Source organism: Brachymonas denitrificans (assembly GCF_907163135.1).
GTDB lineage: Bacteria > Pseudomonadota > Gammaproteobacteria > Burkholderiales > Burkholderiaceae_C > Brachymonas > Brachymonas denitrificans_A.
In genome coordinates, this window is record NZ_CAJQUA010000001.1 from 2,329,710 (window position 1) to 2,344,614 (window position 14,905).

Below are 14,905 nucleotides of genomic sequence, written 5' to 3' on the forward strand. Positions count from 1 at the left end.
TGGGGCAGCGCGGTCCTCACCGATCCGAATCCAGGTAGCGCTTGCGCCAGAACCACAGGCTCAGCCCCAGCGCAATCAGTGCCATGGTGCCGGTCGCTACCCAGAAGCCGATGCGCCAGTCCAGCAGCGGCATTTCCTTGAAGTTCATGCCGAACACGCCGGCGATCAGATTGAGCGGCAGGAAAATGGCCGTCAAGGTGGTGAGCACGCGCATGATGTCGTTGGTGCGGTTGCCCTGGGCGCTGAAGTGGATCTGCACCACGGTTTCGGCCGACTGCTGCAGCCGGCGTGCATGCTGCATCACGCGCTCGATATGCTCCACCACGTCGCGCGCACGAGCCACCAGCATGTCGCGCTGTTCCTGGGCCTGGGCAGGCTGGCTGTGGAAGGACTCCAGCGGCTGCTCGCGCAGGCTGTCCAGCCATTCCTGCATGGCATCGAGCTGTTCTTCGCACAGGTCTTCCAGCACGTGCAGCTGGCTGCGCGCATGCATCAGCGCGTTCCAGTCGGTATTGCGCGCATCGTTGCGCAACAGGTGCGCCTGCCAGCGTTCCAGTTCGGCCGTCAGGTCGCGGCGCAGCTCGAGGTAGCTGTCCACCATGCCGTTGATCATGCGCAGCACCAGATCGGCCGGGCTGGTGGGGCGGCGCGAGCGTGCCGTAGCGGCATCCATGCCCTGCTGGATATCTGCCAGGAAGCGCTTGACGAAGCCGCGCGCCGTCGGGCAGCCCGCCGGATGCACGCTGATCAGCAGCCGGTCGAAAATCACGAAGCCCACCGCCTGCGAGCGGATGCGGCCGAAGGTGGCCAGCCGGCTTTGTGACTGGCCCGGCGTGCCCGGTGGAGCCTCGCTGCGGTCGCCGGCCAGGTCGTCCCCGCTCTCTCCGGGCAGTGCCAGCCGCCGGAACACGATCAGATCGTAGACCGAGGTGTAGTCGTAATTCGAGGGGTGGATGTCCAGCCCCAGATCCAGGGTGTGCAGATCGAGCAGCTGCGAGCCTCCCAGCGTCTGCGCTGCCCGCTGCAGCAGCGGCAGGGCGAGGTCCAGCTCGTCGCGCTCGAGATAGATCCACACGAAGCCGTCCTCCGGCGCTGCCTGCGGCAACCGGTCGGCCACACGCAGGCTGCCGGCGGTGAACTCGATGACCTTCAGCGAGTCCGGTGCCCCCGAATCAGGAGCTTCAGCCATGCTGGCGCAGCCACTCGGCTGCCTCGAGCGCAGAATAGGTCAGGATGCCGTCGGCACCCGCGCGCTTGAAGGCCAGCAGCGATTCCATCATCACCGCATCATGGTCGATCCAGCCATTCTGCGCCGCGGCCTTGAGCATGGCGTATTCGCCGCTCACCTGGTAGGCAAAAGTCGGCATCCGGAAGGCCTCCTTCACGCGCCAGACGATGTCCAGATAGGGCAGCCCGGGCTTGACCATCACCATGTCCGCGCCTTCGGCAATGTCCAGCGCCACTTCGCGCAGCGCTTCGTCGCCATTGGCCGGGTCCATCTGGTAGTTCTTCTTGTTGCTCTTGCCCAGGCTGGCGGCAGAGCCTACCGCCTCGCGGAACGGGCCGTAGAAGGCACTTGCATACTTGGCGCTGTAGGCCATCAGGCGGGTGTTGACCAAGCCTTCCTCCTCCAAAGCGTCGCGCATGCTCAGGATGCGGCCATCCATCATGTCGCTGGGCGAGATGATGTCGGCACCCGCCTGCGCATGCAGCACCGCCATGCGCGTCAGGATCTCCACCGTGGTGTCGTTCAGGATATAGCCGCTCTCGTCGATCACGCCATCCTGGCCGTGGCTGGTGTAGGGGTCCAGTGCCACGTCGGTCATCACGCCCAGTTCGGGAAACTCCTTCTTCAGCGCCTGGATCGCGCGCGGCACCAGCCCGTCCGGATTCAGCGCCTCGCTGCCGTCCACATCCTTGCGTTCGGCATCGATCGCCGGGAACAGGTCGATGCAGGGCACGCCCAGCTCCAGGCAGCGCTCGGCTACCGGCAGCAGCAGGTCGATCGACAGGCGTTCCACACCGGGCATGCTGGCCACGGCCTGGCGCCGGTTGCTGCCCTCGTGCAGGAATACCGGGTAGATGAAGTCATCCGGCGTCACCTGGTGCTCGCGCACCATGCGGCGGGTGAAGTCATCGAAGCGCAGACGGCGCGGGCGGCCAAGCGGGTAGGGGGCGTAGGGAGTCATGGGCAATCCATCTCGGTAAGGAGCATGGCCGTGAGTGGCCGTCCCTGATTCTATGTCGCACCTGCAATCAAAGGCATGGTCGGGGATCAAGCTCGGCACAAGTCGGCATTTGGACCGCATAATGAATCGCTCACAACCTTTCCGTTATGGAGTTCCGACTCATGCACATCCCGCACGCATTCCGTTTCGGCCTGGCTGCCGCCGCGGCCCTGGCATTGGCACCGGCCCAGGCGCAGCCCGGCTTCCAGGCGGCCGATCCCAACACCTTCGTCAACGCGGCGCAGGCGGCACTCAACGACGTGTCCCAGGGCAAGGCTGCCGACATCTGGAAGGAAGCCAGCGCCCAGATGAAGAAGCTCGACAAGCAGTCCACCTTCGTCAAGAACAGCGCCGAGCGCTACAAGGAGCTCGGCCCGGCGCAGCAGCGGGTCTGGGTCGCCGTCAACCGCCTGATCCTGCCCGAGCCGGCCAAGGATGCCAAGGGCCCGCAGGCCCCTGCCGGCCAGTATGTCAACGTCACCTTCCTGAGCCAGTTCGCCAACAACCGCAGTGGGTTCGAGCGCGTCACCTACTTCCTCGATACCGACAACCAGTGGCGGGTGATGGGCTTTGCCCTGCGCTGAGGCATATCCTGCAAGTAAATGCAACAGCTTGCAACTTGCTTGAACAGAAGAAAAAAGGGGGCGTAACCCGCCGCAAACTTGATACATTGGACTCCGGGCCCTGTGCCCCCCGCCTTCCTCCCTGGGCGGGATTTTGCTGGCCACCCCGCCAGCAAGATGCATTTGAACCCCGGCCGCGTGCCGGGGTTTTTTTTGAACTCCCCGGGCCCTGCCGGCAGAGCCCCGGCTATCATCAGCGGCGCGGATGCATTCTTCGCCGCCCGCAGGCCCGTGACCCGGCATGGCACCTTCCACCCAGCCTTCCACCCACAAGCCCATCTCCCATCCCCCGGCCAGCAGCACGGCCTGGCCGCTGGCGGCTGCCTGGCTGGCGCTGATCATCTACGCCTCGCTGTTCCCGTTCCGGGGCTGGCACGACCGTGGCGTCGGCTGCTGGGAATTCGTCGCCGCGCCGCTGCCGCACTACTGGACCTGGTTCGACATCATCGGCAACGTGCTGGCCTACCTGCCGCTCGGCTTCCTGCTCACGCTCGGCCTGCTGCGCGATGGGCAGGACACGCTGCGCCGCTGGAGCGTGCCGCTGGTGCTGCTCGCGGCCACGCTGCTCTCGCTGACCATGGAGAGCCTGCAATGCTGGCTGCCCAACCGCATCCAGTCCAACCTCGATACCCTGCTCAACGCCGGTGGTGCGCTGCTGGGCGCACTGGCCGCCCGCGGCATCGACCGCCTCGGCGCCGTCGGCCGCTGGAGCGTGCTGCGTGCCCGCTGGTTCACCCCCGATGCCCGCGGTGCCATGGTGCTGCTGGTGCTCTGGCCCTGTGCCTTGCTTTATCCGTTGGAAGTCCCGTTCGGCCTGGGCCAGGTGCTCGAGCGTGCTGAACTGTGGCTCGCCAGCTGGCTGGCCGGCACGCCGTTCCTCGAATGGCTGCCTTTGCGTGCCATCGAATTCCAGCCCATGCTGCCCGGCATCGAGCTGATGGTGATGACGCTGGGCCTGTGGATTCCCAGCCTGCTGGCCTACGCCATCATCCCTTCGCGCCGCCTGCGCGTGGTGGCGCTGCTCGGTTGCCTGCTGGCAGGGCTGGGCGCGACCGCCCTGGCGCAACAGCTCGCATTCGGCCCCGAACTGGCGGCAGAATGGCCGCCGGGCCTGCTCGAGCGCGCCGTTCCCGTTGCCGTGGTGCTGGGTCTGGCCTCGCTCTGGCTGCCGCGTCGCGTGCTCTGGCTGCTGGCCTTGCTGGCACTGATTGCCCAGCTGCAGGTCGTCAACGATGCCGCGGTCTCCGTCTACTACCGCTGGGCCGTCGAGAACTGGATGCAGCGCAGCTTCATCCGCCTCTACGGCCTCACGCAGTGGCTCGGCTGGCTCTGGCCCTATGCGGCGCTGGCCTACGTCATGGTGCGGCTGGTGCGCCGCCCCGCTGCAATCCCCGCATCCCCGCCAGCGCATGGCGCTTGAACCTACAATGTCCGCATGAACGATTCCCCTGCCCAGACTGCCGACGCGCCGGATCCGGCAGCGCCCGCGTCCTACTTTCAGCGCCACGTCTTCTTCTGCCTCAACAAGCGCGAGAACGGCGAGGCCTGCTGTGCCGACCACAATGCCGACGCCATGTTCACCTACTGCAAGGAGCAGGCGAAGCAGCAGGGCCTGAGCGGCCCCGGCAAGGTCCGCATCAACAAGGCAGGCTGTCTGGACCGCTGCTCGGCCGGCCCGGTTGCCGTGGTCTACCCCGAAGCCGTCTGGTACACCTATGTCGACCAGGCCGACATCGACGAAATCATCGAGTCGCACCTGAAGAACGGCAAGGTCGTGGAGCGCCTGCTGGTGCCGCCCGAAGCCGGTCGCTGAAAGGGCTCCAGCGCATGAATGCCCAGACCGAAGCCCTGCAGTTGCAGGGCGCCGCCGGCGCCATCGAGGCGCTGCGCGACCAGCCCGAAGGCACGCCGCGCGGCGTCGCCGTCATCTCGCATCCGCACCCCCTGTTCGGCGGCAGCATGACCAACAAGGTGGTGCAGACCCTGGCCCGCGCCTTCGTGCAGGATGGCTGGATCGCGGTGCGCTACAACTTCCGCGGCGTCGGCGCCAGCGCCGGCACGCACGACGAAGGCCGTGGCGAAGCGGACGACCTGATGCAGGTCATCGATCAGGTGGCGCCCCAGGGTGCGCTGGCGCTGGCCGGCTTCTCCTTCGGCGCCTTCGTCACCAGCCATGGCGCCGCCCGCCTGCAGCAGCAGGGCCGCCACCTCGACCAGCTGGTGCTGGTCGGCACTGCCGCCAGCCGCTTCACGGTGGCGCCGGTCGCCGCCGAACTGCAGCCGCGCACCCTGGTGGTGCACGGCGAAACCGATGACGTGGTCCCGCTCGCCTCGGTGCTCGACTGGGCCCGCCCGCAGTCACTTCCTGTCACAGTTGTGCCCGGAGTCGGTCATTTCTTTCATGGACAATTGCCGCTGCTGAAGAACATCGTGCTACATCATTTGCACGCCGCGCCCTGAGGGGCGCGCCATGCCAGCCTTCTCCTGCGGGCGCTCCTGCCCGTACCGTTCCCCGTTTGCCTGATCCCTGCTGTTCCCCGCCATGCCCACGCTGCCCCGTTTCCACCGTACCTCGCTCCTGCTGGCGACCTGCCTGATGCTGTCTTCCGCGCCCGTGCTGGCGCAAAAGGCGCCTGCCACCCGGGCCGTCCAGACCCAGCCGGCGGCTTCCGCCCCGGCAGCCCCGGTGGCAGCCGTGCAGCCCGGCTTCCCGGCCCCGCCCGACATCGCCGCGCGCGGCTACCTGCTGGTCGATATCACTGCCGGCAACCAGGTGCTCGCCGCCAAGGACATGGACGCTCCCATGGAGCCCGCCTCGCTGACCAAGCTGATGACGGCCTACATCGTGTTCGATGCGCTCAAGAGCCACAAGATCACGCTCGACCAGACCTTCGGCGTCAGCACCAAGGCCTGGAAGATGCCCGGCTCGCGCATGTTCATCGACCCCAAGATGCAGGTACGTGTCGAGGACCTGGTCAAGGGCATGATCGTGCAGTCCGGCAATGATGCGACCATGGCGCTGGCCGAGGGCCTGGCCGGCAGCGAGGAAGCCTTCGTGCAGAAGATGAACGACACGGCCAAGGCGCTCGGCATGACGCACACCGGCTACCGCAACCCCGAAGGGCTGACGGCCGACGGCCACATCACCACGGCGCGCGACATGGCCATCCTGTCCACGCGCCTGATGAGCGACTTCCCCGAATACGTGGGCTACTACGCCACCAAGGAATACGCCTATCCCGGCACCCCGGCCTCCAACGGCACCAACCGCAACACCCTGCTGTTCCGCGATCCCACCGTCGACGGCCTCAAGACCGGCCACACCGATGCCGCCGGCTACAACCTGATTGCCACCGCCAAACGTCCGTTCCCCAACCTGCCCGAAGGCCGCCGCCTGCTGGCCATCGTGTTCGGCACGGCCAGCGAGAATGCCCGCGCCAACGAAACGCAGAAGCTGCTGAACTGGGGCTACACCGCCTTCGAGGGCATCCAGCTGTTCGGCGCCGACCAGGCCGCCGTCAAGGCCCGCATCTGGAAGGGCGACCAGCGCGAGGTCGGCCTGGGCCGCCACCAGGCCATCACCGTCGCGGTGCCGGCCGGCAAGGCGCAGCAGCTCACCACCCAGGTCGAGCGTCCCGATCCGCTCGTCGCCCCGGTCGCCAAGGACCAGGCAGTCGGCACGCTCAAGGTCATGCTGGAAGGCCAGCCGATCAACACCGTGCAGCTGCTGGCGCTCGAGGCGGTGCCGCAGGCCGGCTTTTTCGGCCGCCTCTGGGACAGCCTGCGCATGTGGTTCGGCAGCCTGTTCTGATCCCCGCAACTGCCCCGAAGGCCTGTCAGCGTCGTGCTGCCAGGCCTTTTTTCATGCCCGGCTGTGGCCTGCGTGCCGCAGATTGCCTGCGCAAACCGGCACGGAGGCCGCATCCCCTCTTGCCAAACCCCCGGCATTGCAGATAAACTGGCAGGCTCTCCGCATTGCGGCGGCACCATGCTGCGCGCGTGCCGGGAGAAATCACGTATCGTCAACCCGTAATTCATTCACGTTTAGGGAATTACACAGAGTCAGAAGGAGGCCTGAGTGCCAACCATCAACCAGCTCGTGCGTCAGGGACGCACGGTCGAAGTCATCAAGTCCAAGAGCCCTGCGATGGAAAACTGCCCGCAGCGCCGTGGTGTGTGCACCCGTGTGTACACCACCACTCCCAAGAAGCCGAACTCGGCCATGCGCAAGGTTGCCAAGGTGCGCCTGACCAACGGCTTCGAAGTCATCTCCTACATCGGTGGTGAAGGCCACAACCTGCAGGAACACTCCGTGGTGCTGGTGCGCGGCGGCCGTGTGAAAGACTTGCCGGGTGTGCGTTACCACATCGTGCGCGGTTCGCTGGACCTGCAGGGTGTGAAAGACCGCAAGCAGGCGCGTTCCAAGTACGGCGCCAAGCGTCCCAAGAAGGCCTGATTGCCTTCTGCGGCTATGGAGCACAGCCGTTAAACAGTTCCAACGGTGTCTGGCCGGCCTGGCAGGCTGGTGCAGACGAAGTGACCCGCAAAGTGCAGCAACTCTTTTTTGTGCCGGGTCGAGTAAGTGGGTGTCCTGATGGCACTCGCGGTACCTGAAATGGTGCCAACTGAAGCAATGAGGTTTACAAAATGCCACGTCGTCGTGAAGTCCCTAAACGTGAAATCCTGCCGGATCCCAAGTTCGGCAATGTCGAGCTGTCCAAATTTATGAACGTGATCATGGAAGGCGGCAAGAAGGCGGTCGCAGAGCGCATCATCTATGGCGCCCTGGACATCATGGAACAGAAATCCGGCAAGGAGCCGCTGGAGCTGTTCATCACCGCCATCAACAACGTCAAGCCGATGGTGGAAGTGAAATCCCGCCGCGTCGGTGGCGCCAACTACCAGGTGCCCGTGGAAGTGCGCCCGGTCCGTCGCCTGGCCCTGTCCATGCGCTGGATCAAGGACGCTGCCCGCAAGCGTGGCGAAAAATCCATGGCACAGCGTCTGGCCAACGAGATGCTGGAAGCCAACGAAGGCCGTGGCGGCGCCATGAAGAAGCGTGACGAAGTGCACCGCATGGCCGAAGCCAACAAGGCGTTCTCGCACTTCCGCTTCTGATCAGGCTGGCTCCGCAGATGCGTCGGTACAGGGCTTCGGCAGGCGTTTCCTGCTGCAAGCCCTGTCGCGTATCCGGCAGTGCCTGTCATGCCGCTGCAAAGCGGCAACCCTAAAATTCTCCTCTTTTCGAATTCATCCAAAGGTTCATCATGGCTCGCAAGACCCCCATCGAGCGCTACCGCAACATCGGTATTTCTGCGCACATTGACGCTGGCAAAACCACTACGTCCGAGCGTATCCTGTTCTACACCGGCGTGACCCACAAGCTGGGCGAAGTGCACGACGGCGCGGCCACCACCGACTGGATGGAGCAGGAACAGGAGCGCGGCATCACGATCACCTCGTCTGCCGTGACCTGCTTCTGGAAGGGCATGGACCTGTCCCGCCCCGAGCACCGCATCAACATCATCGACACCCCCGGCCACGTGGACTTCACCATCGAGGTGGAGCGTTCCATGCGCGTGCTGGATGGCGCCTGCATGGTCTACTGTGCCGTGGGTGGCGTGCAGCCCCAGTCCGAAACCGTCTGGCGCCAGGCCAACAAGCACAAGGTGCCGCGTCTGGCCTTCGTGAACAAGATGGACCGTACCGGCGCCAACTTCTTCAAGGTCGTCGACCAGATGAAGCTGCGCCTGAAGGCCAACCCCGTGCCGATCGTCGTGCCGATCGGTGCCGAAGACAACTTCCAGGGCGTGGTCGACCTGATCAAGATGAAGGCCATCATTTGGGACGACGCTTCCCAGGGCATGAAGTTCGAATACAAGGACATCCCGGCTGACCTGGTCGACACCGCCAACGAGTGGCGCGAGAAGATGGTCGAGTCCGCTGCCGAAGCCAGCGAAGAGCTGATGAACAAGTACCTGGAAGAGGGTGACCTGAGCGAAGAGGACATCATCACCGGTCTGCGTCAGCGTACCATCGCCACCGAAATCCAGCCCATGCTGTGCGGTACCGCGTTCAAGAACAAGGGTGTGCAGCGCATGCTGGACGCCGTGCTCGACTTCCTGCCCTCTCCGAAGGACATCCCGCCGGTCGCAGGTACCGACGAGGACGAGAACCCGATCACGCGTGAAGCCGACGACAACGAGAAGTTCTCCGCGCTGGCATTCAAGCTGATGACCGACCCCTTCGTCGGCCAGCTGACCTTCGTGCGCGTCTATTCCGGCGTGCTGAACAAGGGCGACACCGTCCTGAACTCCGTCAAGGGCAAGAAGGAACGTATCGGCCGTATCGTGCAGATGCACGCCAACGAGCGCCAGGAGATCGAAGAGATCCGCGCCGGCGACATCGCTGCGTGCGTGGGCCTGAAGGACGTCACCACCGGTGAAACCCTGTGCGACCCAGCCAACCCCGTGGTGCTCGAGCGCATGGTGTTCCCCGAGCCCGTGATCGCCCAGGCCGTCGAGCCCAAGACCAAGAGCGACCAGGAAAAGATGGGTATTGCCCTGTCCCGCCTGGCTGCAGAAGACCCGTCCTTCCGCGTGCGTACCGACGAGGAATCCGGCCAGACCATCATTGCCGGCATGGGCGAACTGCACCTCGAGATCATCGTGGACCGCATGAAGCGCGAATTCAATGTGGAAGCCAACGTGGGCAAGCCCCAGGTGGCCTACCGCGAAACCATCCGCAAGTCCGTGTCCGACGTCGAAGGCAAGTTCGTGCGCCAGTCCGGCGGCAAGGGCCAGTACGGTCACGTCGTGTTCCGCATCGAGCCGAACGAGCAGGGCAAGGGCTTCGAGTTCCTGGACGAGATCAAGGGCGGTGTGGTTCCGCGCGAATACATCCCCGCGGTGCAGAAGGGTGTGGAAGAAGCCCTGAACGCCGGCGTGCTGGCTGGCTACCCGGTGGTCGACGTGAAAGTCGCCCTGACCTTCGGTTCCTACCACGACGTTGACTCCTCCGAGCAGGCGTTCAAGATGGCCGCCATCTTCGGCTTCAAGGAAGGCTGCAAGAAGGCCAACCCGGTCATCCTCGAGCCGATGATGGCCGTGGAAGTCGAGACGCCCGAAGAATACGCCGGTACCGTGATGGGCGACCTGTCCTCCAAGCGTGGTATGGTGCAGGGCATGGACGACATGGTCGGCGGCGGCAAGGCCATCAAGGCCGAGGTGCCGCTGTCCGAAATGTTCGGCTACGCCACCTCGCTGCGTTCCATGACGCAGGGTCGTGCCAACTACACGATGGAATTCAAGCAGTACGCGGAAGCTCCGCGCAACGTGTCCGAAGCCATCATCGCTGCACGCGCCAAGTAATCGGCTGCGCCTTGCGCCATCGCCCCGGCGGTGGCTGCAGGGCCTGCTTTTTTCGATGGTCTGCGATGCTGCACCCCCGGCTGCCCGTGGCTGGGGATCCAGTGACAGCATGCAGACCTTAAACCCGTCACGGGCAAAGCTCTTTTTGTAAAGGAAGCCAATCATGGCCAAGGAAAAGTTTGAACGGACCAAGCCGCACGTGAACGTCGGCACGATCGGTCACGTGGACCACGGCAAGACCACTCTGACTGCGGCAATCGCCACGGTGCTGTCCAAGAAGTTCGGCGGCGAAGCCAAGGACTACAGCCAGATCGACAACGCGCCTGAAGAGAAGGCCCGCGGCATTACCATCAACACCTCGCACGTCGAGTACGAGACGGCCAACCGCCACTACGCGCACGTTGACTGCCCCGGCCACGCCGATTACGTGAAGAACATGATTACCGGTGCTGCCCAGATGGACGGCGCCATCCTGGTGTGCTCCGCCGCTGACGGCCCGATGCCACAGACGCGTGAACACATCCTGCTGAGCCGCCAGGTGGGCGTGCCCTACATCATCGTGTTCCTGAACAAGTGCGACATGGTCGATGACGCCGAGCTGCTGGAACTGGTCGAGATGGAAGTGCGCGAACTGCTGAGCAAGTACGACTTCCCCGGCGACGACACCCCGATCATCAAGGGTTCCGCCAAGCTGGCGCTGGAAGGCGACACGGGCGAGCTGGGCGAAGGCGCCATCATGCAGCTGGCCGAGGCGCTGGACTCCTACATCCCTGCTCCCGAGCGTGCTGTTGACGGCGCGTTCCTGATGCCGGTGGAAGACGTGTTCTCCATCTCCGGCCGCGGTACCGTGGTGACCGGTCGCGTCGAGCGCGGCATCATCAAGGTCGGCGAGGAAATCGAGATCGTCGGTATCAAGGAAACCCAGAAGACGACCTGCACGGGCGTGGAAATGTTCCGCAAGCTGCTGGACCAGGGCCAGGCTGGCGACAACGTCGGTATCCTGCTGCGCGGCACCAAGCGTGAAGACGTCGAGCGCGGCCAGGTGCTGTGCAAGCCGGGCTCCATCAAGCCGCACACGCACTTCACCGCCGAGGTGTACGTGCTCTCCAAGGACGAAGGTGGCCGTCACACGCCGTTCTTCAACAACTACCGTCCCCAGTTCTACTTCCGTACCACGGACGTGACCGGCGCGATCGAGCTGCCGGCCGACAAGGAAATGGTGATGCCGGGTGACAACGTGTCGATCACCGTGAAGCTGATCGCCCCGATCGCCATGGAAGAAGGTCTGCGCTTCGCCATCCGCGAAGGCGGCCGTACCGTCGGCGCCGGCGTTGTTGCCAAGATCATTGCCTAATCCGAAGGAAACAAGAACATGTCCAAGCAAAAAATCCGCATCCGTCTGAAAGCCTTCGATTACAAGCTGATCGACCAGTCCGCAGCCGAAATCGTTGACACTGCCAAGCGCACCGGCGCCATCGTCAAGGGTCCCGTGCCCCTGCCGACGCGCATGAAGCGTTTCGACATCCTGCGTTCCCCGCACGTCAACAAGAGCAGCCGCGACCAGTTCGAAATCCGCACGCACCAGCGTCTGATGGACATCGTCGACCCGACCGACAAGACGGTCGACGCCCTGATGAAGCTGGACCTGCCGGCTGGCGTGGACGTCGAGATCAAGCTGCAGTAATCACCCGGGGCGCAAGCCCCCTGCGTGATGCAGTTCAGGGCCGGGTAGCGATACCCGGCCTTTTTCATTCCGGGATGTGGCTTTTTCCTGCATTTCGCCATGCAGGCTATTGCAAAACATCGGCCGTCGTCCTAGAATGCAAGGCTTCGTGCACTTTTGCGCGCGTTTTTTGCGTGCATTCCAACAGGGCATGGAGTTTTATTAACAGTCTTTCACACCCAACACGTGGCTGGCCAATTGCAGTCGGTCGCGGTGAAAGTTACGGAGAAAACAATGAGTCTGAGCAAACACTTGGGTTTGCTGGGCCGCAAGGTGGGCATGATGCGTGTCTTCACCGATGAGGGGGATGCAATCCCCGTCACGGTGGTGGACGTGTCCGACAACCGCGTGACCCAGGTCAAGACCGACGCCAACGACGGCTATGTGGCCCTGCAGGTCACTTTCGGCAAGCGCCGCGCCTCCCGCGTGACCAAGCCGCAGGCCGGCCATCTGGCCAAGGCCGGCGTCGAAGCCGGTGAAATCACCCAGGAATTCCGCGTGACCGACGAGGTCGCCGGCAAGTACGCCGCCGGCGCCACGCTGCCTGTCGCCGAGCTGTTCTCCGTTGGCCAGAAGGTCGACGTGCAGGGCACCTCCATCGGCAAGGGCTACGCCGGTACCATCAAGCGCCACAACTTCGGTTCCCAGCGCGCTTCCCACGGTAACAGCCGTTCCCACAACGTTCCGGGTTCCATCTCCATGGCCCAGGATCCGGGTCGCGTGTTCCCTGGCAAGAAAATGACCGGCCACATGGGCGACGAGACCGTGACCACGCAGAACCTGTCCGTGGTGCGCATCGATGAAGCCCGCCAGCTGCTGATGATCAAGGGTGCCATCCCCGGCGCCAAGGGCGGCTTCGTGTCCGTCCGTCCGGCAGTCAAGGCCAAAGCAGTTGAAGGAGCCAAGTGATGCAAATCGAACTCCTGAATGACCAGGGCCAGTCCGCATCCAAGGTGGATGCACAGGACACCGTGTTCGGCCGTGCCTACAACGAAGACCTGGTGCACCAGATCGTCGTTGCCTACCAGGCCAACGCCCGTCAGGGTACGCGTCAGCAGAAAGACCGTGCCGAAGTCAAGCACAGCACGAAGAAGCCGTTCCGCCAGAAGGGCACCGGCAACGCACGTGCCGGTATGACGTCTTCCCCGATCTGGCGTGGAGGCGGTCGCGCTTTCCCGAACAGCCCGGAAGAAAACTTCAGCCAGAAGGTCAACAAGAAGATGTACCGCGCCGGCATGGCCGTGATCCTGTCGCAGCTGGTGCGCGACGGTCGCCTGTCCGTGGTCGACTCCATGAAAGTGGACAGCCCCAAGACCAAGGGTCTGGCTGCCAAGTTCAAGGCCATGAATCTGGATTCCGTACTGGTGATCACCGACGAAGTCGATGAGAACCTGTACCTGGCTAGCCGCAACCTGGGCAATGTGCTGGTTGTGGAGCCGCGTTACGTCGATCCGCTGTCCCTGGTGTACTACAAGAAAGTGCTGGTCACCAAGCCCGCCCTCGACAAACTGCAGGAGATGTTCGCATGAGCGCCAACAAGTTTGACGAAGGCCGTCTGATGGCCGTCCTCGTGGCTCCCGTCGTGTCCGAAAAGGCCACCCTGGTTGCCGAGAAGTCCAACGCTGTCACCTTCAAGGTGCTGCAGGACGCTACCAAGCCCGAAATCAAGGCCGCTGTTGAACTGCTGTTCAAGGTCGAGGTGACTGGCGTTTCCGTGGTCAACACCAAGGGCAAGGTCAAGCGCTTTGGCCGTTCCATCGGCCGTCGCAACAACGTGCGCAAGGCCTATGTGACGCTGAAGGAAGGCTCTGAACTGAACCTGTCCGGGGAGGCTGCTTAATCATGGCTGTTATCCAGATCAAACCGACTTCCGCTGGCCGTCGCCATGCCGTGAAGGTCACCCGTGACCACCTGCACAAGGGTTCCGGTTACGCCCCCCTGCTGGAACCCCAGTTCCAGAAGGCCGGCCGCAACCACAATGGTCACATCACCGTGCGCCACAAGGGCGGCGGTCACCGTCACCACTACCGCGTGGTCGATTTCGTGCGCAACGACAAGGACGGCATCCCGGCCAAGGTCGAGCGTATCGAATACGATCCGAACCGTACCGCGCACATCGCGCTGGTGGTCTACGCCGATGGCGAGCGCCGCTACCACATTGCTCCGCGCAACCTGGAAGTGGGCGCCAGCATAGTGAGCGGCTCCGAAGCGCCGATCCGCGTGGGCAACACCCTGCCGATCCGCAACATTCCGGTCGGTTCCACGATCCACTGCATCGAGCTCAAGCCGGGCAAGGGCGCGCAAATCGCACGTTCCGCCGGTACTTACGCCACGCTGCTGGCCCGTGAAGGCGTCTACGCCCAGGTCCGCATGCGCTCCGGCGAAGTGCGCAAGATCCACATCGAGTGCCGCGCCACCATTGGTGAAGTGGCCAACGGTGAACACAGCCTGCGTCAGCTGGGCAAGGCCGGTGCCAAGCGCTGGATGGGTATCCGCCCGACCGTGCGTGGCGTGGCCATGAACCCGATCGACCACCCGCACGGTGGTGGTGAGGGCCGTACCGGCACCGGCAAGGCGCCTGTCGACCCGTGGGGCAACCTGACCAAGGGTTATCGTACGCGTAACAACCGCCGCACGCAGTCCATGATTGTGTCGCGTCGCAAGAAATAAGGGGTAGACAATGGCTCGTTCTCTCAAAAAGGGTCCATTCGTAGACCATCACCTGATGGCCAAGGTTGAAAAGGCCGTCGAAACCAACGACAAGAAGCCCGTCAAGACCTGGTCGCGTCGCTCCATGATCCTGCCCGAGTTCATCGGCCTGACGATCGCCGTGCACAACGGCAAGCAGCACGTGCCTGTCTACGTGACCGACCAGATGGTCGGCCACAAGCTGGGTGAATTTGCCCTGACGCGTACCTACAAGGGTCACGCGGCAGACAAAAAAGCGAAGAAATAAGGAAA

17 protein-coding genes are annotated in these 14,905 nt (G+C 63.9%); 15 read left to right on the plus strand and 2 right to left on the minus strand.

Features of this window, described 5'->3' with window-relative positions; all coding sequences use genetic code 11:
• Positions 1-16 precede the first annotated feature (16 nt).
• Together KKQ75_RS10860 and hemB are read right to left on the minus strand one after the other, a co-directional pair.
• Positions 17-1,189 (minus strand): magnesium transporter CorA family protein, encoded by a 1,173-nt coding sequence (locus KKQ75_RS10860; protein WP_213362185.1) that lies wholly within the window; start codon positions 1,187-1,189, stop codon positions 17-19.
• Positions 1,182-2,189, minus strand: coding sequence for a porphobilinogen synthase (gene hemB, locus KKQ75_RS10865; RefSeq protein ID WP_213362187.1), 1,008 nt, complete (start codon positions 2,187-2,189; stop codon positions 1,182-1,184). Before hemB ends, KKQ75_RS10860 begins: the two co-directional genes overlap by 8 nt.
• A 161-nt stretch (positions 2,190-2,350) precedes the next feature.
• Here hemB and KKQ75_RS10870 point away from each other — a divergent pair, with 161 nt between their 5' ends.
• From KKQ75_RS10870 to rpsS, 15 genes are all read left to right on the plus strand, one after another.
• A complete protein-coding gene (locus KKQ75_RS10870; RefSeq protein WP_213362188.1) occupies positions 2,351-2,812 on the plus strand; it encodes a DUF4019 domain-containing protein in 462 nt (153 codons plus the stop codon).
• A 280-nt stretch (positions 2,813-3,092) separates the two neighbouring features.
• Positions 3,093-4,271 (plus strand): VanZ family protein, encoded by a 1,179-nt coding sequence (locus KKQ75_RS10875; protein ID WP_213362189.1) that lies wholly within the window; start codon positions 3,093-3,095, stop codon positions 4,269-4,271.
• 15 nt (positions 4,272-4,286) lie between these two features.
• Positions 4,287-4,664 carry a (2Fe-2S) ferredoxin domain-containing protein gene (locus KKQ75_RS10880; protein WP_213362190.1) on the plus strand — a complete coding sequence of 126 codons (378 nt, stop codon included), beginning with the start codon at positions 4,287-4,289 and terminating at the stop codon, positions 4,662-4,664.
• A gap of 14 nt (positions 4,665-4,678) precedes the next feature.
• Entirely contained in the window at positions 4,679-5,311 is a 633-nt protein-coding gene (locus tag KKQ75_RS10885) for an alpha/beta hydrolase (protein WP_213362191.1), read from the plus strand.
• A 136-nt stretch (positions 5,312-5,447) separates the two neighbouring features.
• Positions 5,448-6,662, plus strand: coding sequence for a D-alanyl-D-alanine carboxypeptidase family protein (locus KKQ75_RS10890; RefSeq protein ID WP_213362788.1), 1,215 nt, complete (start codon positions 5,448-5,450; stop codon positions 6,660-6,662).
• Between the two features lie 267 nt (positions 6,663-6,929).
• Positions 6,930-7,307 (plus strand): 30S ribosomal protein S12, encoded by a 378-nt coding sequence (gene rpsL / locus KKQ75_RS10895; protein WP_213362192.1) that lies wholly within the window; start codon positions 6,930-6,932, stop codon positions 7,305-7,307.
• A 191-nt stretch (positions 7,308-7,498) separates the two neighbouring features.
• Complete coding sequence (gene rpsG / locus KKQ75_RS10900) at positions 7,499-7,969, plus strand: 30S ribosomal protein S7 (protein WP_213362194.1); 471 nt, start codon at positions 7,499-7,501, stop codon at positions 7,967-7,969.
• Between the two features lie 149 nt (positions 7,970-8,118).
• Positions 8,119-10,221 carry an elongation factor G gene (gene fusA / locus KKQ75_RS10905; protein WP_213362195.1) on the plus strand — a complete coding sequence of 701 codons (2,103 nt, stop codon included), beginning with the start codon at positions 8,119-8,121 and terminating at the stop codon, positions 10,219-10,221.
• Positions 10,222-10,384: 163 nt separating this feature from the next.
• Positions 10,385-11,575, plus strand: a complete 1,191-nt coding sequence (gene tuf / locus KKQ75_RS10910; RefSeq protein WP_213362196.1) for an elongation factor Tu — start codon at positions 10,385-10,387, stop codon at positions 11,573-11,575.
• Between the two features lie 18 nt (positions 11,576-11,593).
• Complete coding sequence (gene rpsJ / locus KKQ75_RS10915; protein WP_054257904.1) at positions 11,594-11,905, plus strand: 30S ribosomal protein S10; 312 nt, start codon at positions 11,594-11,596, stop codon at positions 11,903-11,905.
• Between the two features lie 273 nt (positions 11,906-12,178).
• Positions 12,179-12,853, plus strand: coding sequence for a 50S ribosomal protein L3 (rplC, locus tag KKQ75_RS10920; RefSeq protein WP_213362197.1), 675 nt, complete (start codon positions 12,179-12,181; stop codon positions 12,851-12,853).
• Complete coding sequence (gene rplD / locus KKQ75_RS10925) at positions 12,853-13,473, plus strand: 50S ribosomal protein L4 (RefSeq protein ID WP_213362198.1); 621 nt, start codon at positions 12,853-12,855, stop codon at positions 13,471-13,473. Before rplC ends, rplD begins: the two co-directional genes overlap by 1 nt.
• Positions 13,470-13,784, plus strand: a complete 315-nt coding sequence (gene rplW / locus KKQ75_RS10930) for a 50S ribosomal protein L23 (RefSeq protein ID WP_091818239.1) — start codon at positions 13,470-13,472, stop codon at positions 13,782-13,784. The genes rplD and rplW overlap by 4 nt, the downstream gene beginning before the upstream one ends.
• Positions 13,785-13,786: 2 nt before the next feature.
• Positions 13,787-14,614, plus strand: coding sequence for a 50S ribosomal protein L2 (rplB, locus tag KKQ75_RS10935; RefSeq protein ID WP_213362199.1), 828 nt, complete (start codon positions 13,787-13,789; stop codon positions 14,612-14,614).
• A gap of 10 nt (positions 14,615-14,624) precedes the next feature.
• Positions 14,625-14,900 carry a 30S ribosomal protein S19 gene (gene rpsS / locus KKQ75_RS10940; RefSeq protein ID WP_091818235.1) on the plus strand — a complete coding sequence of 92 codons (276 nt, stop codon included), beginning with the start codon at positions 14,625-14,627 and terminating at the stop codon, positions 14,898-14,900.
• Positions 14,901-14,905: the final 5 nt, after the last annotated feature.

What these genes read in the sequence shown, in the direction of transcription:
- rpsG (WP_213362194.1), top strand. Translation starts at nt 7,499, where the DNA reads ATGCCACGTCGTCGTGAAGTCCCTAAACGTGAAATCCTGCCGGATCCC.
- tuf (WP_213362196.1), top strand. Translation starts at nt 10,385, where the DNA reads ATGGCCAAGGAAAAGTTTGAACGGACCAAGCCGCACGTGAACGTCGGC.
- KKQ75_RS10890 (WP_213362788.1), top strand. Translation starts at nt 5,448, where the DNA reads ATGCTGTCTTCCGCGCCCGTGCTGGCGCAAAAGGCGCCTGCCACCCGG.
- KKQ75_RS10860 (WP_213362185.1), bottom strand. Translation starts at nt 1,189, where the DNA reads ATGGCTGAAGCTCCTGATTCGGGGGCACCGGACTCGCTGAAGGTCATC.
- hemB (WP_213362187.1), bottom strand. Translation starts at nt 2,189, where the DNA reads ATGACTCCCTACGCCCCCTACCCGCTTGGCCGCCCGCGCCGTCTGCGC.
- fusA (WP_213362195.1), top strand. Translation starts at nt 8,119, where the DNA reads ATGGCTCGCAAGACCCCCATCGAGCGCTACCGCAACATCGGTATTTCT.
- rpsS (WP_091818235.1), top strand. Translation starts at nt 14,625, where the DNA reads ATGGCTCGTTCTCTCAAAAAGGGTCCATTCGTAGACCATCACCTGATG.
- rplD (WP_213362198.1), top strand. Translation starts at nt 12,853, where the DNA reads ATGCAAATCGAACTCCTGAATGACCAGGGCCAGTCCGCATCCAAGGTG.
- rplC (WP_213362197.1), top strand. Translation starts at nt 12,179, where the DNA reads ATGAGTCTGAGCAAACACTTGGGTTTGCTGGGCCGCAAGGTGGGCATG.
- KKQ75_RS10875 (WP_213362189.1), top strand. Translation starts at nt 3,093, where the DNA reads ATGGCACCTTCCACCCAGCCTTCCACCCACAAGCCCATCTCCCATCCC.
- rplW (WP_091818239.1), top strand. Translation starts at nt 13,470, where the DNA reads ATGAGCGCCAACAAGTTTGACGAAGGCCGTCTGATGGCCGTCCTCGTG.
- KKQ75_RS10870 (WP_213362188.1), top strand. Translation starts at nt 2,351, where the DNA reads ATGCACATCCCGCACGCATTCCGTTTCGGCCTGGCTGCCGCCGCGGCC.
- rpsJ (WP_054257904.1), top strand. Translation starts at nt 11,594, where the DNA reads ATGTCCAAGCAAAAAATCCGCATCCGTCTGAAAGCCTTCGATTACAAG.
- rplB (WP_213362199.1), top strand. Translation starts at nt 13,787, where the DNA reads ATGGCTGTTATCCAGATCAAACCGACTTCCGCTGGCCGTCGCCATGCC.
- KKQ75_RS10885 (WP_213362191.1), top strand. Translation starts at nt 4,679, where the DNA reads ATGAATGCCCAGACCGAAGCCCTGCAGTTGCAGGGCGCCGCCGGCGCC.
- KKQ75_RS10880 (WP_213362190.1), top strand. Translation starts at nt 4,287, where the DNA reads ATGAACGATTCCCCTGCCCAGACTGCCGACGCGCCGGATCCGGCAGCG.